Source organism: Mesorhizobium onobrychidis (assembly GCF_024707545.1).
Lineage (GTDB): Bacteria > Pseudomonadota > Alphaproteobacteria > Rhizobiales > Rhizobiaceae > Mesorhizobium > Mesorhizobium onobrychidis.
The window spans coordinates 1,463,162-1,487,785 of the sequence record NZ_CP062229.1; the positions used below are offsets into that span (position 1 = coordinate 1,463,162).

General features: G+C 62.8%; 27 protein-coding genes and 1 tRNA gene. 15 read left to right on the plus strand and 13 right to left on the minus strand.

From position 1 onward, the window contains the following. Positions 1–38 precede the first annotated feature (38 nt). On the minus strand, positions 39–341 hold the full coding sequence (locus IHQ72_RS07165) for a hypothetical protein (RefSeq protein WP_258121798.1): 303 nt from the start codon (positions 339–341) through the stop codon (positions 39–41). 124 nt (positions 342–465) lie between these two features. Here IHQ72_RS07165 and IHQ72_RS07170 point away from each other — a divergent pair, with 124 nt between their 5' ends. Next, positions 466–762 carry an HNH endonuclease gene (locus tag IHQ72_RS07170; protein WP_258121799.1) on the plus strand — a complete coding sequence of 99 codons (297 nt, stop codon included), beginning with the start codon at positions 466–468 and terminating at the stop codon, positions 760–762. Positions 763–1,118: 356 nt separating this feature from the next. Here the strand turns inward: IHQ72_RS07170 and IHQ72_RS07175 are convergent, their stop codons facing one another. Continuing rightward, positions 1,119–1,655: a DnaJ domain-containing protein gene (locus tag IHQ72_RS07175; protein ID WP_258121800.1), complete on the minus strand. Its 537-nt coding sequence runs from the start codon at positions 1,653–1,655 to the stop codon at positions 1,119–1,121. Positions 1,656–2,113: 458 nt separating this feature from the next. Between IHQ72_RS07175 and IHQ72_RS07180 the strand changes: the two genes are divergently transcribed. After that, positions 2,114–2,197 (plus strand): group II intron maturase-specific domain-containing protein, encoded by an 84-nt coding sequence (locus IHQ72_RS07180; protein ID WP_258123767.1) that lies wholly within the window; start codon positions 2,114–2,116, stop codon positions 2,195–2,197. A 6-nt stretch (positions 2,198–2,203) separates the two neighbouring features. Here IHQ72_RS07180 and IHQ72_RS07185 read toward each other — a convergent pair. Next, a tRNA-Arg gene (locus IHQ72_RS07185) sits at positions 2,204–2,280 on the minus strand. Positions 2,281–2,427: 147 nt separating this feature from the next. Between IHQ72_RS07185 and IHQ72_RS07190 the strand changes: the two genes are divergently transcribed. Then, positions 2,428–2,721, plus strand: coding sequence for a hypothetical protein (locus IHQ72_RS07190; protein ID WP_258121801.1), 294 nt, complete (start codon positions 2,428–2,430; stop codon positions 2,719–2,721). 282 nt (positions 2,722–3,003) lie between these two features. Here IHQ72_RS07190 and IHQ72_RS07195 read toward each other — a convergent pair whose 3' ends face one another. Further along, positions 3,004–4,167 (minus strand): M20 aminoacylase family protein, encoded by a 1,164-nt coding sequence (locus IHQ72_RS07195; protein ID WP_258121802.1) that lies wholly within the window; start codon positions 4,165–4,167, stop codon positions 3,004–3,006. A 231-nt stretch (positions 4,168–4,398) separates the two neighbouring features. Here IHQ72_RS07195 and IHQ72_RS07200 point away from each other — a divergent pair, with 231 nt between their 5' ends. Next, entirely contained in the window at positions 4,399–5,562 is a 1,164-nt protein-coding gene (locus tag IHQ72_RS07200) for a D-alanyl-D-alanine carboxypeptidase family protein (protein ID WP_258121803.1), read from the plus strand. A 4-nt stretch (positions 5,563–5,566) separates the two neighbouring features. After that, a complete protein-coding gene (locus tag IHQ72_RS07205; RefSeq protein ID WP_258121804.1) occupies positions 5,567–6,667 on the plus strand; it encodes a CobW family GTP-binding protein in 1,101 nt (366 codons plus the stop codon). A gap of 225 nt (positions 6,668–6,892) precedes the next feature. Here IHQ72_RS07205 and IHQ72_RS07210 read toward each other — a convergent pair whose 3' ends face one another. From IHQ72_RS07210 to IHQ72_RS07230, 5 genes are all read right to left on the minus strand, one after another. Further along, positions 6,893–7,168 carry a sulfurtransferase TusA family protein gene (locus tag IHQ72_RS07210; RefSeq protein ID WP_258121805.1) on the minus strand — a complete coding sequence of 92 codons (276 nt, stop codon included), beginning with the start codon at positions 7,166–7,168 and terminating at the stop codon, positions 6,893–6,895. A gap of 5 nt (positions 7,169–7,173) precedes the next feature. Then, complete coding sequence (locus tag IHQ72_RS07215) at positions 7,174–8,466, minus strand: L,D-transpeptidase family protein (protein WP_258121806.1); 1,293 nt, start codon at positions 8,464–8,466, stop codon at positions 7,174–7,176. A gap of 275 nt (positions 8,467–8,741) precedes the next feature. After that, positions 8,742–9,692 (minus strand): acetyl-CoA carboxylase carboxyltransferase subunit alpha, encoded by a 951-nt coding sequence (locus IHQ72_RS07220; protein ID WP_258121807.1) that lies wholly within the window; start codon positions 9,690–9,692, stop codon positions 8,742–8,744. Between the two features lie 99 nt (positions 9,693–9,791). Then, positions 9,792–10,709, minus strand: a complete 918-nt coding sequence (locus IHQ72_RS07225) for a site-specific tyrosine recombinase XerD (RefSeq protein ID WP_258121808.1) — start codon at positions 10,707–10,709, stop codon at positions 9,792–9,794. Between the two features lie 23 nt (positions 10,710–10,732). After that, positions 10,733–10,885 (minus strand): histidine kinase, encoded by a 153-nt coding sequence (locus IHQ72_RS07230; RefSeq protein WP_258121809.1) that lies wholly within the window; start codon positions 10,883–10,885, stop codon positions 10,733–10,735. A 275-nt stretch (positions 10,886–11,160) separates the two neighbouring features. Here IHQ72_RS07230 and IHQ72_RS07235 point away from each other — a divergent pair, with 275 nt between their 5' ends. The 5 genes from IHQ72_RS07235 to IHQ72_RS07255 all read left to right on the plus strand — a co-directional run bounded on the left by IHQ72_RS07235 (position 11,161) and on the right by IHQ72_RS07255 (position 16,456). Then, on the plus strand, positions 11,161–11,766 hold the full coding sequence (locus tag IHQ72_RS07235) for a shikimate kinase (RefSeq protein WP_258121810.1): 606 nt from the start codon (positions 11,161–11,163) through the stop codon (positions 11,764–11,766). 56 nt (positions 11,767–11,822) lie between these two features. Next, the gene (gene aroB / locus IHQ72_RS07240) at positions 11,823–12,965 is read left to right on the plus strand and encodes a 3-dehydroquinate synthase (protein ID WP_374120385.1); all 1,143 of its coding nucleotides are present in this window, start codon (positions 11,823–11,825) and stop codon (positions 12,963–12,965) included. Next, positions 12,962–13,855 (plus strand): HlyC/CorC family transporter, encoded by an 894-nt coding sequence (locus IHQ72_RS07245; protein ID WP_258121812.1) that lies wholly within the window; start codon positions 12,962–12,964, stop codon positions 13,853–13,855. The genes aroB and IHQ72_RS07245 overlap by 4 nt, the downstream gene beginning before the upstream one ends. A gap of 90 nt (positions 13,856–13,945) precedes the next feature. Then, positions 13,946–14,749 carry an alpha/beta hydrolase gene (locus IHQ72_RS07250; RefSeq protein ID WP_258121813.1) on the plus strand — a complete coding sequence of 268 codons (804 nt, stop codon included), beginning with the start codon at positions 13,946–13,948 and terminating at the stop codon, positions 14,747–14,749. A 153-nt stretch (positions 14,750–14,902) separates the two neighbouring features. Continuing rightward, on the plus strand, positions 14,903–16,456 hold the full coding sequence (locus IHQ72_RS07255; RefSeq protein WP_258121814.1) for an acetolactate synthase large subunit: 1,554 nt from the start codon (positions 14,903–14,905) through the stop codon (positions 16,454–16,456). A gap of 27 nt (positions 16,457–16,483) precedes the next feature. Here the strand turns inward: IHQ72_RS07255 and IHQ72_RS07260 are convergent, their stop codons facing one another. Further along, a complete protein-coding gene (locus tag IHQ72_RS07260) occupies positions 16,484–16,786 on the minus strand; it encodes a BolA family protein (protein ID WP_258121815.1) in 303 nt (100 codons plus the stop codon). Positions 16,787–16,979: 193 nt separating this feature from the next. Here IHQ72_RS07260 and IHQ72_RS07265 point away from each other — a divergent pair, with 193 nt between their 5' ends. The 4 genes from IHQ72_RS07265 (at position 16,980) to IHQ72_RS07280 (ending at position 21,696) form a co-directional block, all read left to right on the plus strand. Then, positions 16,980–17,609: a J domain-containing protein gene (locus IHQ72_RS07265; RefSeq protein ID WP_036262308.1), complete on the plus strand. Its 630-nt coding sequence runs from the start codon at positions 16,980–16,982 to the stop codon at positions 17,607–17,609. A gap of 123 nt (positions 17,610–17,732) precedes the next feature. After that, positions 17,733–18,719, plus strand: coding sequence for a cobaltochelatase subunit CobS (gene cobS / locus IHQ72_RS07270; protein WP_258121816.1), 987 nt, complete (start codon positions 17,733–17,735; stop codon positions 18,717–18,719). 47 nt (positions 18,720–18,766) lie between these two features. After that, positions 18,767–20,668: a cobaltochelatase subunit CobT gene (cobT, locus tag IHQ72_RS07275; RefSeq protein WP_258121817.1), complete on the plus strand. Its 1,902-nt coding sequence runs from the start codon at positions 18,767–18,769 to the stop codon at positions 20,666–20,668. Further along, a complete protein-coding gene (locus tag IHQ72_RS07280; RefSeq protein ID WP_258121818.1) occupies positions 20,665–21,696 on the plus strand; it encodes an esterase-like activity of phytase family protein in 1,032 nt (343 codons plus the stop codon). Before cobT ends, IHQ72_RS07280 begins: the two co-directional genes overlap by 4 nt. 33 nt (positions 21,697–21,729) lie before the next feature. Here the strand turns inward: IHQ72_RS07280 and IHQ72_RS07285 are convergent, their stop codons facing one another. The 3 genes from IHQ72_RS07285 to rpmB all read right to left on the minus strand — a co-directional run bounded on the left by IHQ72_RS07285 (position 21,730) and on the right by rpmB (position 23,552). After that, positions 21,730–22,431, minus strand: a complete 702-nt coding sequence (locus tag IHQ72_RS07285; protein WP_258121819.1) for a spermidine synthase — start codon at positions 22,429–22,431, stop codon at positions 21,730–21,732. A 62-nt stretch (positions 22,432–22,493) separates the two neighbouring features. Continuing rightward, a complete protein-coding gene (locus IHQ72_RS07290) occupies positions 22,494–23,174 on the minus strand; it encodes a queuosine precursor transporter (protein ID WP_258121820.1) in 681 nt (226 codons plus the stop codon). An 81-nt stretch (positions 23,175–23,255) separates the two neighbouring features. Further along, entirely contained in the window at positions 23,256–23,552 is a 297-nt protein-coding gene (gene rpmB, locus IHQ72_RS07295; protein WP_258121821.1) for a 50S ribosomal protein L28, read from the minus strand. 256 nt (positions 23,553–23,808) lie between these two features. On the opposite strand from rpmB, the gene IHQ72_RS07300 reads away from it, so the two are divergent. Then, positions 23,809–24,597 (plus strand): DUF3108 domain-containing protein, encoded by a 789-nt coding sequence (locus IHQ72_RS07300; RefSeq protein ID WP_258121822.1) that lies wholly within the window; start codon positions 23,809–23,811, stop codon positions 24,595–24,597. Positions 24,598–24,624: the final 27 nt, after the last annotated feature.

Below are 24,624 nucleotides of genomic sequence, written 5' to 3' on the forward strand. Positions count from 1 at the left end.
TCCCTGCAGCGCAAGGCTTTGTCTGGCCGATGTCGCAGTCACTGCAGCAGAGCCGCCTCGGCGTTGGCCAATTCTGCGGCGTCATCGGACCGGGGAAACAGATGGCCGCAGTTGTCCATCGTCAGCCGGGGACATGATAGATGCGCTCGCCGGTTGATTGAAATATTGCCCTTGATGTCACAGCCAGCAGACGAGACGAATGCACTTACCGCATTCGCCAGATTGGATGAGTTCGACCACAAGTAATTGCCTGCTGCAGCGCCGCCCGTGGCAGCGACAAGTATCCAGCCATATGGAATGCTGTTGCGGGGCTTTGCTTTGCCCCATGGAAGATCGGCCATTGCCATCTCTCCCCAAGGGAGAATGCGTCGGGGCCGGCGGCTTCGTCAAGCGGTTGCTAATGCAAGGCTTGACCTTGGATCGAGGTCGTGGTCCCTTTACCAAAAAAGGAGGGAACCAACCCCCATGAAGAAGAAGCTGAAATTCAATTCAGCCAAAGTCCGAAGCGAACTGGTCGAGATCCAACGCGGGAAATGCTACTACTGCAAGGAACCGTTCACCGAGACCGGACCGAAGCAAGCCACCCTAGAGCACAAGAAGCCCAAAATGGATGGCGGCACGAACGAGCGGTCCAATCTGGCCGCCGCTTGCCTTGAGTGCAATCAGCGTCTCGGCCGGCAAATGAACGCTGCCAAGCAACGAAAAGCTATGGGAGCCGAGCGCTCGAAGCGCCCGGAGTCTGAATGCGCGACAGCGTACTGACAGATCGTCCAGGCCGCGGCTGGACGCCCTGGGCGGAAGGCACCGGCGAGAGCGCCATCGATGGTATCGAGTACTGGGGATGTCGCCAGCCTCAATGGTGTATGCGGAAGAAGCCGGCCGACTGGCAGCCTTTGCCCGATGTCTACCGATTGCGCACGAGGAGGAAAAGCTGGCGGCGATAGAGCGATTCCCCGCCGGAGCTCAGGCCAGGGCTTTGCAGCGCCTCATTCAGGCCAGCGAGAAGCGCCGGCGTGCGCGAGGCGCTTCGGCGGCGTAGGAGAGCGCCCAGCCGGAACGCGCGCTGGTGGGCTCCTAAGGGCTAATCCAAGGGGCACTGGCACGCGAGCTTCCATTCTTCAGCCTGTATGATTCAGTAGTCTGGTGGAGGTGTCACGACGATGTTCGGTATTGGCGCGATCGATGCCTTCTACGGTAATCGCGAACATCCCGTTTTCGACCCTTCCTATCCAGCCTTTTGCTTTTAGATACCAGAGATGAAACTCCAGATGTTCACGCGGACAGCCCGACATGCGTTCGAGTTCTTCATCGCCAATGCCAGGATTGTTGACGTCTTGTCGACGTTTGACATAAAGCAGCGAGAGCAGTTTGGCCTGAATGACGCCGTCCCGTTCGATTCCTTTAGTGTTGCTGACTTCCTCAATCAACTCGCGGCGAAGTTTCAAATGGTCTTTATACTGAATGTCGTACTGCACGCGTTTGACCGGATCTTTGAGAGTATTATGGGCCTCCGCGATTTCACTGAAGCGTGATGCATCGCCGGTATCCTGATTGTCGGGATGGTAGCGCATAGCAAAATAACGAAATACCCGTTCTATCGTTTCCGAGTTGGCGTTCGGGCTGATTTCCAGGAGTTCGTAGTAGTCAATGAACAAAGTGGTGCTCCCACAACGGCATTGCGCACACAGTCGAGGGAACGTCGCCGGAGTGTCTTGCGGTCATAGCTAGAAATCCGCGCTTGCTGGTTTCTACTCGCTCAATTCGTGGCATTCGTCCCCTCCCGTTTTGCAGATACTAGCGCGCAAGCTTCGCCCCTGCAAAGGGCTGCCCTCATTCCGGTCATCCGCCGATATACGTCGGCGATCATGCTGCTGAAGTGATAGCGGCCGGGATCAGCCCGCCAATGCCAGCCCAACGGCTATTCCCTATTAACTGTCGACCCGCGGGTCTTTGATCGGCGTGAACTTTTCAACTCCTGGCGTCCAGATCATCGGCAGTCGCCAGCGGTCGCCTTTGCCAGAGGTCGAGATGCGTTCCTTCGTTGTGATCCACCATCGAATAACCAATGCGGCTTGGCCGAACCGTTTGAGGTCCGGCCACCCAGCTGTCGCAAGTGAAGGGGGTCTTCGAGAAACTCGATGGCTGGCTGCGGCGCAGACTACGCTGCATCCTGTGGCGCCAGTGGAAACGGCCTTGATTTTATTGGTGATCCCGACAGGAATCGAACCTGTGACCTACAGATTAGGAATCTGCCGCTCTATCCTACTGAGCTACGGGACCACGCGGCCCGACACATAACCGCTTCGGATCGTTTCGCCAAGAGGCAGGCTTGACGCAATCGGTCGGTTGCGGTGGATCGCAAAGATGAGCTGGGATAGCGGAACTTCGGACCACCGCCGCGCTTTAGTGTGCCGAAGGAGATGCCGCATGAGTGCTACGAAAGAGTTCTTTGAAACCTGGCTCCAGGAGAACGTCGGCGACCTGCCCGCTGAAAGCGAGGTGAGCGTGGCGGTCCTGGCTCAGCAATTCGAACAGGATGCCGACGCGGCCGGCTATGGGCACGAGGTGCGCGAAGACGAGATCGGCGACATTGAAGAGGCTATTGCGGAAGCCCTGAGCAAGGCCAGGGCAGGCGCAGAGCCGCAGGCTGCGGCCGAAGGGAGTGATCCGGCGCCCGTCATGGAGGCGCTGGAGGTCGACGACCCGAAGAGCGGACCATAGCGGTCCAGGCACCATCGATTGATTTTCGCATAGGTTCTTCGCACCGGTTGCGGCCGCCTCTGCCCTACATGACCGCCCATGATAGATGCGTGGGCGTCGCGTCGGCTGCCTACCCTCGGGGGCAAGCCCGAGCGTCGGCTTTGTGGGGGCATGCATTAAAGCGCGTCGCATTTGAACGGATCATGCGGCGCGCTTTAAGTTCTTGTTTTATGCATGTCGTTATCGCAAAACCGCTGCGCACCCTCGGGTCAGGCCCGAGGGCATGCTTTTGGGCGACATGCATCAGGCGGCCAGCGCCGTCTCCGCGAGCTTCACCCAATAGCTCATGCCGTGCGGGATGACCTCGTCGTTGAAGTCGTAGGCCGGATTGTGCAGACCGGCGGTGTCGCCATTGCCGATGAAGATGAAGGCGCCGGGCCGCGCCTCCAGCATATAGGAGAAATCCTCGCCGCCCATCACCGGCTGGATGGCGCGGTGCACATGGGCCTCGCCGGCGACATCAGCGGCGACGTCGCTGGCAAAGACCGTCTCTTCCGGATGGTTGAAGGTGACGGGATAATTGGCATTGTAATCGACCTCGATCGTTGCGCCGAAGGCCGCACCCACGCCCTCGCAGATGGCGCGCACGCGCTGCTCAGCCTTCCTGGCGACCTCCCCCTTCAGCGTGCGCACGGTGCCGGCGATCTCGGCGCTCTCGGGAATGACATTGTAGGCATCGCCGGCGTGGAATTTCGTCACCGACACCACGACAGCCTCGACCGGATCGGTGCTGCGCGAGGCGATCGTCTGCAGCGCGCCGACGAGCTGGCTGGTGATGACGATCGGGTCGATCGTGCCGTGCGGCATCGCCGCATGCCCGCCCCGGCCCTTGACGGTGATGGTGAATTCGGCGGTCGCCGCCATGATCGGGCCCGCCTTGATGGCGAATTGCCCGACCGGCAGGCCCGGCATGTTGTGCATGCCGAATACCTTGGAGATGCCGAAGCGCTCCATCATGCCGTCCTTGACCATCTCGTTGCCGCCACCGCCGCCTTCTTCGGCCGGCTGGAAGATCACTGCGACGGAGCCGGCGAAATTGCGCGTCTCTGCAAGATATTTGGCAGCACCGAGCAGCATCGCGGTGTGGCCGTCATGGCCGCAGGCGTGCATCTTGCCTGGAATGGTCGAGGCGTAGGGTTTTCCGGTGATCTCGTTGAGCGGCAGCGCGTCCATGTCGGCGCGCAGGCCGATGCTCGTGCCTTCGCCCAGGCGGCCGCGGATGATGCCGACGACGCCGGTCTTGCCGAGCCCGGTCACCACGTCGTCGCAACCGAAGGCCTTCAGCTTGTCGGTGACGAAGGCGGCGGTCTTGAAGACGTCGAAATTCAGCTCCGGCGTCTGGTGCAGATGGCGGCGCCAGCCGGCGACCTCGTCTTGCATTTCGGCGGCGCGGTTCAGGATCGGCATGATGGTTCCATCTCGCTGTTGGAGCAGACGGGCCTCTGCCTGCTGCTTTGCAAATTGTGCCTGCTGTTTTACAATTGTCATTCAGGCACTTTGCCATCTTGACGTCACATAGGCTAAATAGCACCGCAAGATTGCGATCCGGATAGGGGCCGGATCACCATGCTGGCGATCGCGTAACAAATCTTACGGAGCCAGAGGCGACTGCGGCAAGAGGCGATTTCGGATTCCACCATGCGGTACAGGCATTTCCTCAAACTATTGCTGGCGGGCGCCGTGGCGCTTCCGGTGCTGGCCGGACCGGCTCTTGCCAATCCGACGATCGTGTTCGAACTGGGGAACGGCAAGATCCTCCAGCATCAGGAGGCTTTCAAGCGCTGGTATCCTGCCTCGCTGACCAAGCTGATGACCGCCTATGTGGCATTTCGCGCGATTGCCGCGGGCGAGGTCCAGCTCGATTCGCCGATCAAGGTCACGAAGCGTTCCGCCGGCGAGCCGCCGAGCAAGATGGGCTTCAAGCCGGGTTCGGTCATGCGGCTCGACAACGCGCTGAAGATAATGTTGGTCAAGTCGGCCAACGATGTCGCCATGGCCGTCGGCGAGAACATCGGCGGTTCGCAGGTCGCTTTCGCCGAACGCATGAACACCGAGGCGCGCCGGCTCGGCATGACCGGAACGCATTTCGTCAACCCGAACGGGCTGTTTTCGCCGGACCAGTATACGACGGCGCGCGACCTCGGCTTGCTGGTGATGGCGATCCGCACTGAATTTCCGCAATATGCCCCATGGTTCTCGATCGAGGGCCTGGCCGTCGGCAAGAAGCAGATCCCGAACTACAATCTCCTGATCGGCCGCTATCCCGGCGCCGACGGCATGAAGACCGGTTTCGTCTGTCCCTCGGGCTTCAACATGATCGGCTCGGCAACACGCGACGGGCGCACGCTGGTGGCGGTGGTGCTTGGCGAGAAGTCGGCCGTCACCCGCGCCGAGACCGTCGCCAGGCTGCTCGACCACGGCTTTGCCACGCCGACACCGGGCTGGTTGACGGTGGCAGCGCTGCCTTCCTATGGCGACACCACATCGGTCAACAACTTGAATGACGAGATTTGCAAGAAGAAGCCGGCTAAGGAGCAGTCGGAATCTGTCACTGTCGGCGATAAGAATGCGCCAAAATCTCCCTATCGGAAAAAGCTCGACCATGTGCCGACATTGGTCGCCGTCGGCCTTGGCGGCGCCACCGGGCCGAAGCCGAAGGCGATGCTCGATGCATCGGGCCTGGAATATGCAGACGTGCCGCTGCCGAACTGGCGGCCTGACCTGCCGCCGCCGCCCGGCGCCGAGCCGGCAGTGATCGGTTCCGCCACTGCGGCCCAGGAGCCCGCCAAGGCCGTGAACTAGCCTGATGAGCAGCGGCTTTCCCATCGCCGTCTCGGTGCTGACCGGTTTTCTCGGCGCCGGCAAGACGACGCTGCTCAACCGGCTGCTCAGGGATCCCGCGCTTGCCGATACCGCGGTCATCATCAACGAGTTCGGCGAGGTGGCGATCGACCATCTCCTGGTCGAACAGGCCTCTGACGGCATAATCCAGCTTTCCGACGGCTGTCTCTGCTGCACGGTGCGCGGCGAACTGGTCGACACGCTGGCCGATCTCGTCGACCGGCTGCAGACCGGCCGCATCGCCCGGCTTGCCCGTGTCGTCATCGAAACCACCGGCCTCGCCGATCCGGCGCCGGTGCTGCAGTCGATCATGGCGCATCCGGCGCTGGTCCATGCCTTCCGGCTCGACGGCGTCATCACGCTGGTCGACGTCGTCAACGGCAATGCGACGCTGGACGCCCATGTCGAGGCGGTGAAGCAGGTGGCCGTCGCCGACCGCATCGTGCTGACGAAAGCCGATCTGGCCACCGATCCGCGCGACGTCGAGGCCTTGCGGGCCCGGCTGCGGCAGATCAATCCGGGTGCCGAGCTGCTCGATGCCGGTGACAGAAGAACCGATGTAGCGGCGCTGTTCGATTGCGGCCTCTACAACCCGGCCACCAAGTCCGCCGACGTGCGGCGCTGGCTGGGCGAGGAAGCCGCCCATGATCACCATGGCGATCATGACCACGGCGACCATGAGCACAATCATCGGCACGATTCCCGCGTGCGCGCCTACTCGTTGGTTCATGACGGGCCGGTGCCGTTTTCGGCGATCGAGATGTTCCTCGACCTGTTGCGATCGGCGCATGGCGAGCGCCTGTTGCGCATGAAGGGCATCATCGAATTGTTGGAAGACCCGTCGCGGCCGCTGGTCGTCCACGGCGTGCAGAAGATCCTGCATCCGCCGGCGCGGCTGCCGTCCTGGCCGGACGGTCAACGCGGCACAAGGCTGGTGCTGATCACGCTCGACATGCCGGAAGATTACGTCCGCCGGCTGTTTGCCGCCTTCACCAACCGGCCGTCGATCGATACACCGGACCGCGCAGCGCTGGAAAACAACCCGCTGGCCATCGCCGGGCGGTAGTTTCAATTTCCGAACGCCGCACTGCCCCTCATCTGCCTGCCGGCATCTTCTCCCCGTATAGTGACGGGGAGAAGGGCGCCCTCACCGACGCTTTCGGCAATCAGCAACGTTGCAGAAAGAGCGCCAAGGTTGCGGCCAGTTCCCTTCTCCCCGTTCAACGGGGAGAAGATGCCGGCAGGCAGATGAGGGGCGGCGCACAGCTGGCAGAACGAGCTAAGTCGAGACTCAGCCGCCGCCGCGCTGGACGAGGAAGCGATGGCCGCCTGACATCGCTGCCGTTTCGATCAGATGATGGCCGCTCTCGGCGCAGAAGGCGGGAATGTCGATGACGGCGAGGGGGTCAGTGGTTTCGAGCCACAGGCGGCTGCCCGGCTGCATTGTGGCCAACCGCTTTTTTGCCTTGAGCACGGGCAACGGGCAGTTCAGGCCTTTGAGGTCGTAGATGGCGGCGGGGCTGGATGAGGGCCTGTCTTCCTGGCCCCCATCTTCTTGTTCAAGCATGAACCTCAGCCGCCGAACATGCCGAACAGCTTCTTCTTCAACCTTGTCGCCGTGCTTTCGGCGTCCGCAGCCTGCGTTTCGACTGCCGGGGCGGCCTCCGATGGCGCTACGGTGGCGGTGACGACAGGCGCTTCTGCGGCGGCCTTGGCAGCTTCCTTCTCGGCCAGAGCCTGAGCCTTGGCCGCCTCTTTCTCGGCCTTGGCTGCTTCTATCGCGGCAAGCCTTTGCTCCTCGGCCTTCTGCTTGGCGGCTTTCTCGGCGTCGAGCGCGGCCATTTTGCGGCCCGCCGGCGAATCGATGCGGCCCATGCGCGCCGTCTCGGTCACCGAGCCGTCGGCGTTGAATGAAGGCGGATCGATCGGCACACGTTCGCCACGGGCGCGCTTCTTCGACCACTCGGAGACGATGCTGGCTTCCTTGATGCCGGCGATGGTCGGCTTGGGCGCCGGCACGCTGGCCTTGACCGCGCCGTTGAAAGCCGCTTCGTAGGTGCTCTGATAGGCATTGAAGGCGCTCTTCAGCGAATCCGGCTGCGTCGTCGCGGGGCAGGCGCCGGCCGGATCGAAGGTCGCGCCGTCAGCCGCGACCTGGTTGAAGACATAGCGCTTCTGGCAGACGTCGACCTTCGGCGGCACTTTGGTGATCTCGAAATTATCGTAGCCGACCTTCAGCATCTTCCAGAATTCGTAGTTCGGGTCTTTGCGATAACGCGCCATGTTGGCGGCGGTCATGTGGAACGGAAAGGCCTGGATCTGGAACTCGGTCTGCCCGCCCTGGAAGGCATCGCGGCCGAAGGCGTAGATCTGCTCGATCTGTGCGTCGGTCATCGAATAGCAGCCCGACGACGAGCAGGCGCCATGGACCATCAGATGGGAACCGGTGCGGCCATTGGCTCGGTCGTAGGCGTTGGGATAGCCGATGTTGAAGGCAAGGTGGTAGCTCGACCGCGGATTCATCTGCGCCGGACGGACCGTATAGAAGCCCTCCGGCGCCTGGCGGTCGCCTTCGGTGTATTTGGGACCCAGCTTGCCCGACCATTTGCAGATGTCGTAGCTGGCGACCAAGTCATAGCGGCCGTTGGTCTTGGCCTTCCAGATTTCGAGCTTGCCCTCTTCCTTGAAGATGCGGGCCATCACCGGCGAGGTGCGGGTCATGCCCTTGGCCTTCATGCTGGCCAGGATCTTGTCGGGCAGCGGCTTGTTGGCCTGGGGGGCAAAATCCTTCATCGAAGAATCATTGCAGCCGGCGACGCCTAACGCGGCAATCACAAGTGCGGTGCGGGCAAGCTTGGCAAACATGGCTATGTCTTTTCTTTCGGGCCGCAGGCATCAGCGCCGTCAGGCCCAACCCTAATCCCGTTAACCTTGAAAATTCCTTACCGCAAGCGCCGGGCCTTACGGCAATCTGATTGAAACGAGTGCAGCGGCATTTTTGTGGCGAAGGTGCTCAATCTCGCCACATTGCGGCGCCGAAACCGTCTGGCGGTCCGTCCGATTGAAGTCGGACGGCCTGAAGCTTCTTGTTTGACCATGATCTTTTCCGAAAACCGGTACCCACTTTTTGGGATCATGGTCTAGAGGTTTCGCCCCATAGCCAGGTATTTCTCGCGGCGCTGCTCACGAAAATCGGTGTTGGCGCCGGAGAATTCCTTCATCGTTTTGGCGATGAGATCGCCGGTGGCGGCAATCACCGTCTCCGGGCCACGATGGGCGCCGCCGAGCGGTTCGGGAATGATGGCGTCGATAATCTTCAGCTCCAGCAGGTCCTGGGCGGTGATCTTCATATTGGTCGCCGCATCCTTCGAGCGGGTGGTGTCGCGCCACAGGATCGAGGCGGCGCCCTCCGGCGAGATCACCGAATAGATGGCGTGTTCGAGCATATAGACGCGGTTGGCGGTGGCGATCGCGATGGCGCCGCCCGAGCCGCCTTCGCCGATGACCACCGAGATCGACGGCACCTTCAGGCCGAGACAGGCCGAGGTCGAGCGGGCGATGGCTTCCGCCTGGCCGCGCTCCTCGGCATTGACGCCGGGGTAGGCGCCAGCCGTGTCGACCAGCGTCAGCAACGGGATATTGAAGCGGTCTGCGAGTTCCATCAGCCGCACCGCCTTGCGATAGCCCTCCGGTCGCACCGAGCCGAAATTATGCTTCAGCCGGCTGGCCGTGTCCGAACCCTTTTCCTGGCCGATGATCGCTACCGGCTCGCCGCGGAAGCGGGCGAAGCCGCCGACGATCGCCTGGTCCTCGCCGAAATTGCGGTCGCCGGCAAGCGGGGTGAAATCGTTGAACAGGCCCTTGATGAAGTCGACGCAATGCGGCCTGTCCGGATGGCGCGCCACCTGCACCTTCTGCCACGGGGTCAGCGCCCTATAAGTGTCGCGCAATGCGTCGCGCACGCGTTTCTCGAGACGGCTGATCTCATCGCCGACATCGACCGCCTCGCCATTCTCGGCGAGCTTCTTCAGCTCGACAATCTTGCCTTCGAGATCGGCAACCGGCTTTTCGAAATCGAGGTAATTGTACATTCTTGAGCGGACCGATAAGCCGGGAGGCAAAGACTGACGGAACCTAGGAAATACAGGCTCCGGGCGGTGGAACGTCGTCCTCACATAGCGATATGACGCCTAGTCGGCAAGCGGATGATGATCGTTGACCAGCCGCACCAGCCGCTCCTCCAGCACGTGCGTGTAAATCTGCGTCGTTGAAATATCGGCATGGCCAAGCAACTGCTGCACGGCCCTGAGATCGGCGCCGTTCTGCAGGAGATGGCTGGCGAAAGCATGGCGCAGCACATGCGGCGATATTTTCGCCGAGGCGATGCCGGCCCGCGCGGCAAGGCCCTTCAGGTCGCGCGCGAAGACCTGCCTGGAGAGATAGCCGCTATCGCTTGCTGCCGGAAACAGGAACGGGCTATCTGCGAAGGCCGGCACCGTTGCCCGGGCAGTGAGCCAGGCCCGCATCGCCGTGCGCGCCTTTGCCGACAGCGGCACCATACGTTCCTTGTCACCCTTGCCGCGCACCATGAAGAAACGATCGTCGCGCAGCGCCACCGTCACCGGCAGGCCGACCAGTTCGGAAACACGCAGGCCGGTGGCGTAGAGTACCTCGACCAGCGCATGCAGGCGCAACGCCGCCAGGCTGTCGCTATCGTTCAGCGAGACGTCAGCTGCCTCCTGCGCCGCACGGTCGATCAGCCGGCCGGTGTCGGCCTCGCTCATCGTCTTCGGCAGCGGCCGGCCTTTCTTCGGACTGTCCAGGGTTCCGGTCGGGTCGTCGCCGCGCAGGCCTTCAGCATAGAGGAACTTGAAGAACTGGCGGATCGCCGACAGTTTGCGCGCCTGCGAGGTGGCGGCAAAGCCGCGTGCGGCGATCTCGTCGAGATAGTTGCGGATATCGGCGGCGGCGGCACCCGCGAGCCCGCCGTCGATCCCGGCCGAAGCGTCTTCGAGGTCGCGGCGATAGCTGGAAAGCGTGTTTTCGGCAGCGCCGCGCTCGGCACTCATCATTTCCAGAAAGGCTTCGATGCGAGCCGCGCTGTTCATTTCTCGGGTCAGTTTTTCTTGATTCAGTCTTTATGGGGATTCAGCTTTTCGGGAGGAATGCGTACGCTCATTTCGGCCTTTCTTGGCTCGACGAACATCGCCAGAGCGAACATCGCGCCATAGACAATGCCGGCCAGAATCGTGAGCGTCACGACAAAGCGGAACAGTGTCGGCATCAATTTTCGCCCGTCTGCTTGTTCTGCGTTTCCAAACCCTGTGCCCTTATGAGACGCCAATCCGGCCAATTCAAGGGCGAAGCTCGGACGACGCGCGGCCGCGCCACGCTTGACGCAATCAGGCTTTTGATGTCGATACGCCGGCAAAGAGGGCCTAAGCAGGCATTCGTGGGCTGGCCCACGAATGCCTGCTTAGATTCTTTGGCTTGTCGCAGGTTCTTGTCGCAAAACCGTGGGACACTTTTGCGGAACCTGCTTAGAAACATCATGGTGTCATGAACGCGCTACCAGCAAATCCTCCTGATGAGAGCCATGCCGCGCTGCTCGGCCGGCTGGGCAATCGTTCCATCGTCTTTGTCGGCCTTATGGGCGCCGGCAAAACGGCGATCGGCCGCAAGGTGGCGGCGATCCTGGGACTGCCTTTCATCGACAGCGATCAGGAGATTGAAAGCGTGTCGCGCATGAGCGTCCCCGAATTGTTCGAACGCTATGGCGAGACCGAGTTCCGGGCGCTGGAGCAGCGCGTCATCCTGCGCGTGCTGGAACACGGGCCGCAGGTGCTGTCGACGGGCGGCGGCGCCTTCATGAGCGCGAAGACGCGGGAGGCCATTGCCGGCCATGGCGTGTCGGTATGGCTGAAGGCCGAGATCGACCTCTTGATGGACCGCGTTTCCAAGAAGCAGAACCGGCCGCTCCTGAAAAGCGCCGATCCGCGCGCCGTGATCGAGCGGTTGATGGCCGAGCGCTATCCGGTCTACGCAGCCGCAGATGTCACCGTGCCGACCCGCGACGATCGCAAGGAGGTCATTGCGGCCGAGGTGGTGAACGCGCTTTGCGGGTATTTCGGCGTTGCAGCCGCGACAGGCGAGGTGCGCTCGTGAGCAGCAATGCGACCGTCACCGTCGAAGTCGGGCTCGGCGATCGTGCCTATGACATAATGATCGGCTCCGGCCTGCTTTTGCGCGCCGGCAGCGAGATTTCGCGCCGCCTGCCCGGCACGCGCGCCGCCGTGGTCACCGACGTCAACGTCGCCGCAGCCCACCTCGATACGTTAAAGGCCGGCCTCGAAAAGGGCGGCATTCAGCCTGCCGTCATCACGCTGCCGGCTGGGGAAAAAACCAAGAGTTTTGCGCATCTAGAGGAGGTGGTGGACGGCGTGCTGGCAGCCAGGCTTGAGCGCGGCGATGTCGTCATCGCGCTCGGCGGCGGTGTCATCGGCGACCTGGCCGGCTTTGCCGCCGGCATCGTGCGCCGCGGCATGAATTTCGTGCAGATCCCGACTTCGCTGCTGGCGCAGGTCGACTCTTCCGTTGGCGGCAAGACCGGCATCAATAGTGCGCGCGGCAAGAACCTCGTCGGCGTCTTTCACCAGCCGAAACTGGTGCTGGCCGATACCGAAGTGCTCGACACGCTGCCGATCCGGGAATTCAGGGCGGGTTACGCCGAACTCGCCAAATACGGGCTCATCGACCGCCCCGAGTTCTTCGCCTGGCTGGAGCAAAACTGGGGCAAAGTGTTTGCCGGCGGCCCGGAGCGAGCCGAGGCCATCGCCGAAGCCTGCCGCGCCAAGGCCGATGTCGTCGCCCGCGACGAGTTCGAGACCGGCGACCGCGCGCTGCTCAATCTCGGCCACACGTTCGGCCATGCGCTCGAGGCCGCCACCCACTATGACAGCGCCCGTCTCGTGCACGGCGAGGGGGTCGCCATCGGTATGGCGCTGGCTTATCGTTTTTCGTCACGCCTCAATCTGGCAAGTCCCGACGATGCGGCGCGCGTCGAGACGCATCTTCGCGCGGTTGGCCTGCCCTGGCGCATGGCCGACATCCCGGGCGAATTGCCTGATGCCGAGGCGCTGCTTGCCTTCATCACGCAGGACAAGAAGGTGTCGCGCGGCGCGCTGACCTTCATCCTGACCCGCGGCATCGGCCAGGCGTTCATCGCCAAGGATGTGCCGGCGTCGGAAGTGCTGTCGTTTCTGAGGGAGAACCATCCGGGTCAGCAGGAAAGCCGCCCGGGTCAGCCGAAACGCAGCCCGAGTCAGCAGAAGAGCCGCCCGGGTCAGCAAAGCCGCCCGGGATGAACGAGGCCGGCTGGGTTGTCGCTGCTGTCCTGGCCGGGCTCGGCCTGCTCGCCTTCGCCTTTCGCGCGCGCCTGCTCGCCGCCTTCGGCTATGAACTGCAGCGCATCGAGCCGCAGCATTCGAACCATGATGAAGCGCGCGGCGCCGTCGACGATTCACGGCGCGACGGCCAGGTGGTGCGCGAGGATCGCGCCCGCATCGGCCGCCTGTCCGATCTCGACGAGCTCGAAGTGTCCGATGTCATGGTCCACCGCACCAACATGCGGTCGGTCAATGCCGACAATCCGCCGGAAGCCGTGGTGCGCGAGATCCTGCAGAGCCCGCATACCCGCATGCCCTTGTGGAAGGGCTCGCTCGACAACATCGTCGGCGTGCTGCACGCCAAGGACCTGCTGCGCGCGCTGAACGATGTCGGCAACGACTTTTCCAAGATCGACGTGATGAAGATCGCTTCAAAACCGTGGTTCGTGCCCGATACCACGACACTGCAGGAACAGCTCAATGCCTTCCTGCGTCGCAAGGCGCATTTCGCCGTCGTCGTCGACGAGTATGGCGAGGTCGAGGGGCTGGTGACGCTGGAGGACATCATCGAGGAGATCGTCGGCGAGATCGCCGACGAGCACGATATCGACATGCAGGGCGTCAAGCAGGAAGCCGACGGCTCCGTTGTCGTCGACGGCACTGTCTCGATCCGCGACCTGAACCGGGCGCTCGACTGGGACCTGCCGGACGAAGAAGCCACCACCATTGCCGGTCTCGTCATCCACGAGACGAAACTGATTCCGGACGAGAAGCAGGCTTTCACCTTTCACGGCAAGCGCTTCGTCGTCATGAAGCGCGACAAGAACCGGATCGCAAGGCTGAGGATCAGGCCGGCCGGCGACATTTAGTTCTGGTAGGTTCTGTCCCGGCTAACCAATCCTTGACTGGACGCTCGCCGCGCTGGCGTGCACTTTCGACTGGGCTGTCTGGAGATGACGGTGATCGATCGGCGAACCCTGCTTTTGATGTCGATGGCTTTGTTGCCGGCCAGCGCTGCGGCGGCATCGCGCCGGCGCTCGCCGTCTCCGCAAACCTTCGACTACGGACCGGCCCTGCTCGACGTCTACACGCGCGATGGCGCAAGCTCCCTGCCTGTGGTCCTTTTCATCCATGGCGGTGCCTGGCGGGCCGGCAACCGCACCAACGTCAACGTCAAGCCGGCCTTCCTGCTCGACAATGGCTTCTGCTTCGTCTCGATCGACTACCGGATGCTGCCCAAGGCCGATGTCGCCACCCAGGCGGACGATGTCGAGCAGGCATATCGCTACGTGCGCGCCAACATGGCCAGATACGGCGGCGATCCGAACCGGATAGCGGTCATGGGGCATTCGGCCGGCTGCCATCTCGCCGCATTGACCGGGCTGCGCGGCGGTCTGCCCGGTGTCGCGGCGCTGGTTCTGAACGACACCAGGGCCTATGACCTGGAAGCGCTTGCGAGGAGCGGCGGCATGACACCGGCCTATGCCCGGGCGTTTCCCGACCCGGCGCAGTGGCGCGCACTGTCGCCTGCGACCCATGTCGGGAGCCGCAAACATCCGCCGACCTTTGTCGCCTATTCGCGCGCACAGGGGAGGGAACAGGATTCCAGGGCCTTCGCCGAGCGTTTGCGCGCCACCGGGACCGAGGTCACGCTGTTCGACGGCAGCGCCTATTCGCACATGTCGATCAATCGCGATTTCGGCGAGGAGGGCGATGCCCTGACCGCAGCGGTGATGATTTTCCTGAAGGCGACGATCGTCTGATTTCGCTGGCGATCGCTTCGCCTGGCTTTTCGATGTCCACCGCGATCGCGGCCGCCCTTCAAGCTGGATCATGTCAAAGTCGGCGGCGGGATATTGCTCTCGGGGCGTATGCCAGCTCAATTGCCGTTCGGTCGACATGCGAGGGAGAAGTTCATGAATGGGGCCGACGTCCTGTGCGACGTGCTTTTGGCGAACGGCGTGAACGTCTGCTTCGCTAACCCCGGCACCTCTGAAATGCATTTCGTCGCGGCGCTCGACCGCAAGCCCGAAATGCGCTGTGTGCTCGGCCTGTTCGAGGGCGTGGTGACGGGAGCTGCCGACGGTTACGCCCGGATGACCGACCGGCCGGCCGCGACGCTGCTCCACACCGGCCCTGGACTGGCCAATGGATTGGCCAATATCCACAATGCCCGGCGCGCCCGCATTCCGATGATCAACATTGTCGGCGATCATGCTTCTTATCATCTTGAACTTGACGCGCCGCTTACCAGCGACATCGAAAGCCTCGCGGCGCCGATGTCGAACTGGGTCCGTCGCATCGCGGGTCCGGCCGACATCGCGCCCGCCGCGCAAGCGGCTTTTCGCGCCTCGCTGATGCCTCCGGGCATCGCGACCTTGATCCTGCCGGCGGACGCGGCTTGGGGCGATGCCAGCCCGGTCTCGTTGGCCACGGTGGAGCTTCCCCTGTCGCCTTCGGTCGACATGAGTGTTGTCCGCAAGATTGCCGAAGCGATACGTGCCGCTCCAGGGCGCGCGGGCATCGTCGTGCGTGGGCTCGCGGCGCGCGCCGATGCGCTCGAGATCGCCGGCCAGATCTCGGCGGCGATGGATGTTCGCGTGTTTGGCGAGGTTCTGATCGCGCGCATGGAGCGCGGCCGTGGCCGTGTCGCGCCCGTGCGCATCCCCTATCCGATCGACGCCGCCCGGGCCTTGCTCGACGACATCGATGTCCTGATCCTTGTCGGCGCCAAGGAACCGGTGGCCTTCTTTGCATATCCGGGAAAGCCGGGACGGCTCGTCCGTGAGGGTTGTGATGTATTGACGCTGGCCGCGCACGGCGAGGATTTGAAGGCGGCGCTGGCGGCGCTTCGCGAGGAACTTGGCGTCAGGCCATCGCGGCAGCTTCCCATCGCCACGGCCTTTCCCGACGAGTCAACCCCGCGCGGTAAGCTGACCGACGATGCAATGGCGCTTTTGGTGGCGAGAAGACTTCCCGCCAATGCCATCGTCTGCGACGAGGCCGTCACTTCGGCGCGACGCTACTTCGCCCTATCGGCCTTCGCAGCGCCGCACGACTACATGATGACCACCGGTGGATCGATAGGTGGAGGCATCCCGCTGGCAACCGGGGCGGCGATTGCCTGTCCCGGCCGCAAGGTCGTCAACCTGGAGGCGGATGGCAGCGGGATGTATACCGTGCAGGGGTTGTGGACGCAGGCAAGGGAAAAGCTCGACGTGGTCACGATCGTTTTCTCGAACCGAACCTACGCGATCCTGCATGGCGAAATGCGCAATGTCGGCGTGAATGCTGTTGGCGAGAATGCCAGACGCATGCTTGATCTCGACCAACCGGCGCTGGACTGGGTTTCGCTGGCAAATGGCATGGGTGTAGAAGCCGCCCGCGCCGAGACTTGCGAGCGGTTCGACGCGCTGCTGGACAGCGCCATGTCCCGCCCCGGGCCGTTTCTCATCGAAGCATTGATCTGACCGGGATTCGCGACCCGCCTTGGAAACTTACCAGCGCGTCTTTTCGTCCGGCGCGGCCGGCTCGATCGCCAGCGCGTGGACACCAGCCTTCAGCTCCTCGGCCAGCAATGCGTTGACCGCGCGGTGGCGCTCGATGCGGCTCATGCCGGCAAAGGCCGAGGAGACGATGCGGACGCGGAAATGCGTCTCGCCGGTGCCGTCATAGGTGCCGTGATGATCGGAGTCCTGATGGTGATGGCCGGCATGCAGATGGCTTTCGTTGATGATGACCAGTCGCTCCGGCGAGAACGCCTTCTTCAACTTGCCTTCCATCGTTGACTGTATGGACATTCGTACTTCCCTTCACCACATATGGCCCGCGCATGACCCCCGAAAATCGGTGCCCTTTGCGCGTCCAGAAGGACGCGCGGTGCCGCCGCCGCGACAAAATTCGCCGATCGCCCGCTTTATGCCGCGATTCAGCGGTTAGGGCGATCATCGCGAAAATGTCAATTCTTGTTTCGCACCGGCGAACAGCCCATAAATGGGTGAGATGAAACCGTACCCCAAATATTTCGAGAAAATCCGCATCCGCCCGGAGAAGGATGCGGAGCTGAAGTCGCGCTCGCCGATCTGCCAGTGGGACGGTTGCAAGGAGGCCGGCACCCATCGCGCGCCGGTCGGACGCATGAAGGAGGGCGAGTATTTTCAGTTCTGCTTCGATCATGTGCGCGAGTACAACAAGGGCTTCAATTATTTCTCCGGTGTCCCCGATACCGAGATCGCCCGCTTTCAGAAGGAAGCGATGACCGGCCACCGGCCGACATGGAAGATGGGCGTCAACGGCGCCTCGACGCGCTCCTCGCCCGATTTCGCCCAGCAGCGTTCCGGCCGCGCCGGCTATTACAACCGCATGCGCGATCCGTTCGACCTGTTCAAAGGTCCGAAGGATCCGCGCGAAGCCCGCGAGCGCAAAGCCAAGCCGCTTGAGGCCAAGGCGCTGGAAACGCTTGGCCTTGATACAAAGGCGACTGGCAAGGACATCAAGGCGCGTTATAAGGAACTGGTGAAACGCCACCATCCCGATGCGAATGGCGGCGACAGAGGTTCGGAAGACCGGTTCCGCGATGTGCTCCAGGCCTATCGCGTGCTCAAGCAGGCAGGATTGTGCTGAGCGACCTTACGGTCCGTGTCGTTTTCCAACTTTCATAAGGTTGGAAAAGGCTTTAAGACCGCCCCCGAACAAAATCGATTGCCGGCGAAACGCGGCGTTTCGCCCGTGGAGACGTTGATAAAGATGAACAAGGTCGATCGCGACATCGCCAACCTGCCCGACACCACCGTGCCGGTGAAGGAGAAATTTGGCTTCGAGTCCAAGATGGTGGTGCCGGCCTATTCGGTGACGAGCGAGCATGTGCCCGACATCGATCCCGACTACCTGTTCGACAAGAACACGACGATGGCGATCCTCGCCGGCTTTGCCTACAACCGCCGCGTCATGGTGTCGGGCTATCACGGCACCGGCAAGTCGACGCATATCGAGCAGGTCGCCGCCCGCCTCAACTGGCCTATGGTGCGCGTCAATCTCGACAGTCATGTCAGCCGCATCGACCTCGTCGGCAAAGACGCCATCGTCGTCAAGGAAGGGCTGCAGATCACCGAATTCCGCGACGGCATCCTGCCCTGGGCCTACCAGCACAATGTCGCGCTGTGCTTCGACGAGTACGATGCCGGCCGTCCGGACGTGATGTTCGTCATCCAGCGTGTGCTGGAATCGTCCGGCCGGCTGACGCTGCTCGACCAGAGCCGGGTCATCCGCCCGCATCCGGCATTCCGGCTGTTTTCGACCGCCAACACGGTCGGTCTCGGCGACACCACCGGCCTCTATCACGGCACGCAGCAGATCAACCAGGCGCAGATGGACCGCTGGTCGATCGTCACCACGCTGAACTATCTGCCGCACGACAATGAGGTGAATATCGTGCTGGCCAAGGCCAAGCACTATCGCGACGGCAAGGGCAAGGAGATCGTCAACAAGATGGTGCGTGTCGCCGACATGACGCGTTCCGCCTTCATCAATGGCGACCTGTCGACTGTCATGAGCCCGCGCACGGTCATCACCTGGGCCGAGAATGCCGAGATCTTCGGCGATATCGGCATGGCGTTCCGGCTGACCTTCCTCAACAAATGCGACGAACTGGAACGCTCGCTGGTCGCCGAGTTCTACCAGCGCGCCTTCGGCCAAGACCTGCCGGAATCCGCGGCGAACGTGGTGCTGGGGTAAGCATGGCTCGATTCCGATTTTCGGGGTCATGCTCCAAGGAATGATCGATGGCGGGTCCGGGCGACAACACGCGCAACAAGTCGAAGACGGGTTCTGAAGCCGACAGCTTCAAGCGCGCCGTCACCGTCTGCATGCGCGCGATTGCCGGCGACAAAGACCTCGAAGTCGGTTTCGCCAAGGATCGGCCGGCGCTCGCCGGCAGCCGCGCCCGGCTCCCTGAACTGCCGAAAAAAGCCTCGAAGGCCGACATCGCTATCACCCGCGGGCTCGGCGATTCCATGGCGTTGAAGCGCGCCTGCCACGACACGCGCATCCACACCAGGCTGGCGCCGGAGGGCAAACAGGCCCGCGCCATCTACGATGCGGTCGAGCAGGCCCGCGTCGAGGCGATCGGCTCCCGGGCCATGCAAGGTGTGGCCGACAATATCGGCTCGATGCTCGAGGACAAATACGCCAGGGCCAACCTCATCGACGTCAAGGACAAGGCGGATGCGCCGATCGAGGAAGCGCTGGCCCTGATGGTCCGCGAAAAGCTGACCGGCCGCGCCGTCCCGAAGAGCGGCGAGCGGCTTGTCGACCTCTGGCGCCCTTGGGTCGAGGAGAAGGCAAGCGCCGATCTCGACGGGCTGTCGGCAAAGCTCGACGACCAGCAGGCCTTCGCCCGCGTCGTGCGCGAGATGCTGGCTTCCATGGAAATGGCCGAGGAACTCGGTGACGACCAGGAGACCGAAGACTCCGAAGACAATGATGAAAACCAGCCGCAAGGCGAGGACCAGAGCGAGGAGGGCGGCGAGGACGATTCCGGCTCCGAGCAGTCGCAGTCGGACGATACCGAGGCGTCGTCCGACGACGAGCAATCGGCCGAGACGGAGGCATCCGATGCCACCGCCGACGACCTGTCCGACGATGACGACGCCGATGCCGAGACACCCGGCGAGGCGCGCCGCAACGACAATCCCTTCACCAATCTGTCGAAGGAGATCGACTACAAGGTCTTCACCACCGCCTTCGACGAGACGGTGGGTGCGGAGGACCTGTGCGAAGAGGAAGAACTGGATCGGCTGCGCGCCTTCCTCGACAAGCAGCTTGCCAACCTGTCCGGCGTTGTCGGCCGGCTGGCCAACCGGCTGCAGCGCCGCCTGATGGCGCAGCAGAACCGCTCCTGGGATTTCGATCTCGAAGAGGGTTATCTCGATCCGGCACGGCTGGTGCGCGTCGTCATCGACCCGATGCAGCCGCTGTCCTTCAAGCAGGAACGTGACACCAAATTCCGCGACACGGTGGTGACGCTGGTGCTCGACAATTCGGGCTCGATGCGCGGCCGGCCGATCACGGTCGCCGCCACCTGCGCCGACATTCTGGCGCGCACGCTGGAACGCTGCGGCGTTTCGGTCGAGATCCTCGGCTTCACCACCCGCGCCTGGAAGGGCGGGCAGGCACGCGAGAAATGGCTGAAGGAAGGCAAGCCGCCGAATCCGGGCCGGCTCAACGATCTGCGCCACATCATCTACAAATCCGCCGACCATCCGTGGCGGCGGGCGCGCCGCAATCTCGGCCTGATGATGCGCGAGGGCCTGCTCAAGGAAAACATTGATGGCGAGGCGCTGCTGTGGGCGCACAACCGCCTGATCGCCCGGCCGGAGCAGCGCAAGATCCTGATGATGATCTCAGACGGCGCACCGGTCGACGATTCGACGCTGTCGGTCAATCCGGGCAACTATCTCGAACGGCATCTGCGCGCGGTGATCGAACTGATCGAGACGCGCTCGCCGGTCGAGCTTTTGGCCATCGGCATCGGCCACGACGTTACCCGCTACTATCGCCGCGCCGTCACCATCGTCGATGCCGAGGAACTGGCCGGCGCCATGACCGAGCAACTGGCCTCGCTGTTTGGCGAGGAAAGTGCGCGGGACGCGCGAAGCGGCGGCGGCATACGGCGCGCCGGATGATTTTTTCGCGGGGCGGCTTTCGGCAGACGCTTTTCGCCGCCACAGCGCTTTTCGTTGCCGGCATCGCCTTGTCGCCTTGCATCGCGGCCGGCCCGGTTTCGGTCGACCCGATCGAAATCTCGGCACGGACCATAACTCGGTTTCACATCGGTCGTGACGACAAGCAGTTTGGCCCGCTCGAATTCGTCGGTGGGCTGGAAATGACCTCACCGTCACGCGATTTCGGCGCGCTGTCGGCGTTTCGCTTTCTCAAGCCCGGCAGTGATTTCATCGGCGTCGCCGATACCGGTTTCTGGTTCTTCGGCACCGTTACCCACGATGCCGAAAAGCGCCCGTCGGGCATCCAGAATTTCCGTATGCAGGAAATGGCCGACGAGGCGGGCCATCTGATCGACGAGAAATGGGATGTCGACGCCGAAGGGCTTGCGGTCAAGGACGGCATTGCCACGGTCGGCTTCGAGCGCAACCCCCGTGTCGCCCAGTTCAGCATTGCCCCGGAAGAGATGAAGCCGCCGTTCAGGCAACTTGACTTCCTGGTTCCTGCCTGGGAGCTCCGACGGAATCGCGGCTTTGAGACCGTCACTCATGCCAGTCCAAACGGCCAGCACGAAGGCGGGCTAGTCGTGGTGTCGGAGAAGAGCCTCGACAAGGCCGGCAACATCTATGCGGCTGCTATCGAAGGGCCGCATAAGGGCGTCTTCACCGTCAAGCGCAACGGTGATTTTGACATCACCGACGGCGCCTTCCTACCGGACGGCGACCTTCTGCTGTTGGAGCGCAGTTTTTCGATGGCCCGCGGTGTCAAGATGCGGCTGCGGCGCATCTATGGCGAAAGCGTCGAGAAGGGCGCCGTTGCCGACGGGCCGGTGCTGTTGGAAGCCGACATGGGCTACCAGATCGACAGTATGGAAGGGCTCGACGTCTGGACCCGCGACGACGGCGCTGTGATGGTATCGCTGGTCTCTGACGACAACCACTCGATGCTACAGCGCAATCTCTATCTGGAATTTGTGCTGCACGAGGATTGAGAGGCGGGCGGCAAAGGACGGCCGATAACAAGTCTACAGCTTCGCGCCGGTTGCCGCAGGCCGGGGTCCGCTGGTCGCGATCCAGATGACGTGGCGCGCGCCGCGCTTGCCATTGGCGCGGACCTTGACTTCCTCGACCGCGAAGCCTGCCTGCCTGAGCCTGCGGGTAAAACCGCTGTCGGGTCCCTGTGACCAGACCGCCAGCACGCCGCCGGGCTTGAGCGCTGCTCTCGCGCTGATCAGCCCGGCTATACTGTAGAGAGCCTCGTTGGCCTTGTGGACGATCCCTTCCGGACCGTTGTCGACGTCGAGCAGGATGGCATCCCAGGCCGAGGCTTCCGATCGTATGAGCTGCCCGACGTCCATTTCGCGAACAGTCAGGCGCGGATCGTCGAGACAGCCGCCGAACACCGCCGCCATCGGGCCGCGCGCCCACGCCACGACGGCGGGCACCAACTCGGCGACAACGACACCGGCATCGGCGCCAAGCTCGGCGAGAGCGGCGCGCAGCGTGAAACCCATGCCCAACCCGCCAATCAGGATTTTCGGCTGGCTACGGCCGGCAATCCTTTGGCAGGACAGCCTGGCCAGCGCTTCCTCGGAGCCGCTGAGGCGGCTGTTCATCAGCTCGTTCGAGCCGAGCATGATCGAGAATTCGGTGCCGCGTTGTTTCAGGCGAAGCTCGTGGTCGCCGTCAGGCGTTTTCGCGGTATCGAGCTGGACCCATGGGATCATGCTTGAGAACCTGTGAGCATGATCTTTTCCGAAAACCGGTTCCCACTTTCAGGGATCATGCTCTATGCCGCCAGTGCCGGCTGGCTCCAGCGGGCGGCAAGCAGCCGGTAGGGGATCAGCGCCACCACGGCGATGATCAGCTTCACGCCGAGGTCGCCGAGTGCCCATGACACCCAGCGCATGGTCTCGAGCGACAGCACGCCCATCAGCGGCGCGGTTTCGAGCGCGAAGCCATCGTTCGGGCCAGCGAAGGCGAAGGCCGCCGAAAAAGCGACGGTGAAGAACACGGCGGTGTCGAACACCGAGCCGACCAGCGTGCCGACGATCGGCGCCCGCCACCAGCTCTGCCGGCGCAGCCGGTTGAACACGGTCACGTCGAGCAGTTGCGCGATCAGGAACGCGGTGCCGGAAGCCGCCGCAATGCGCACCAGCCGGTCGGCGGCCGTTTCGAATTCGATCAGGCCGTAGCGGAACAGCAAGGGCGGGATGACGACCGAGCAGATCACCGCCGCCGTGAAGCCGACAAACACGATCCGGCGCGCCACGGCCGGGCCGTAGCGGCGGTTGGCAAGGTCGGTGACCAGGAAGGAGAACGGATAGGTGAAGGCGCCCCAGGTCAGAATGTCGGCCAGCGACAAGCCGCCGATCGCACCTTGCAGCGGGAACTGCACGAGGATGTTCGACGCCACCACGACAAGCGCCATGGCCGCAACAAAGGGCAGATATCGGGAGAAAAAACTCATTTTTTTATCCTGGGTAATGGAACCAGCGGGGTGTCATGCCGAGTTCGGACGACACTCCTTGGAAGGCGGTTGCCTGAGAAATTAAGCGGCCGGCTGTTCGACAAGCTTCTTGGCGATCTGCTTCTTCAGCAGGCGCGCGCGCTGCGACAGCTCCTTGGCGTCGGCCTTGGCCAGGAACGCATCAAGGCCGCCGCGGTGCTCGACCGAACGCAGCGCGTTGGCCGAAATGCGCAGGCGCACGTTCTGGTTCAGCGCTTCCGAGATCAGCGTCACATTGACGAGATTCGGCAGGAAGCGACGCTTGGTCTTGTTGTTGGCGTGGCTCACATTGTTGCCGGACATGACTGCCTTGGCAGTGAGTTCGCAGGTGCGGGACATGGTTCTAAACCTTCAGTTCTCGGTCTGGCCAAACATTCGACCCGCGCCGGGTGGCGCGCGGTTTCGGTCAGGCGGCCTTATGGAAAAAGTTGGCGTTCCATAGTTGCATTTCGCCGATGCGTCAAGCTCCGGCTTGCGCGCGGGTGTGACGACGCCTTTCACATAAAGGCCGGAATTCAGCCTATAAGCGGTCGCACAAGGAGATACCAGGCCGGAGTTGTCCGCTTCCGCTGAAAATCGAGGATCAATCCCCGCCATGCTTCGTTCGTCTCATGCTCTCCTTGCCTCGCTTGCCGTCGCGCTGCCGACGGCAACGTCTGCCGCCACGCAACAATCCTTCAAGGGCGAGTATACGGTGTCGATCCTCGGCCTCTCGGTGGCAAAGGCAACCTTTTCCAGCAGTTACGAAGGCGATACCTATTCGATCGACGGCAGCGTCTCCAGCGCCGGCCTCGCCACAATCTTCGACGACACACGTGGCACGATCTCGTCAAAAGGCAAGATTTCGGGCAAGCAATTGCAGCCGCAAGCGTTCCGCGCCGACTACAAGTCGGGCGAGAAGGCGTCGATGATCGATATCCAGTTCGCCAATGGCACTGTTACCGCGACGAAAGTCGTGCCTGCGCCGAAGAAGCGCAATCCCAAGAATTGGATACCGCTGGGCGCCAGCCATCTCGCGTCGGTGCTCGATCCGATGGCCGCCACCGTCATCCATGCCGATAGTCTCGACAAGGTCTGCGGGCGCACGGTGAAACTCTATGATGGCGAGATGCGCGCCAATCTGACGCTGACCTACGATTCGAAAGGCTCGACCTCGGTGCGCGGCTACAAGGGCGATACCGTCACCTGCAGGCTGGGCTTTGAGCCGGTGGCGGGTTACCGCAAGAACCGCAAAGCTTTGACGTACCTGAAGGATCGCAGCCGCATCATGGTGACGTTTGCACCGGTTGGCCAAACCGGCGTATATGCGCCGATCCACGCCACGGTCGGTACGAAAATCGGCACCCTCACCGTCAGCGCGGAGCGGTTCGAAGCGACAGAATAGGCGCGATCGCGCGCCGCCGGAGACGGA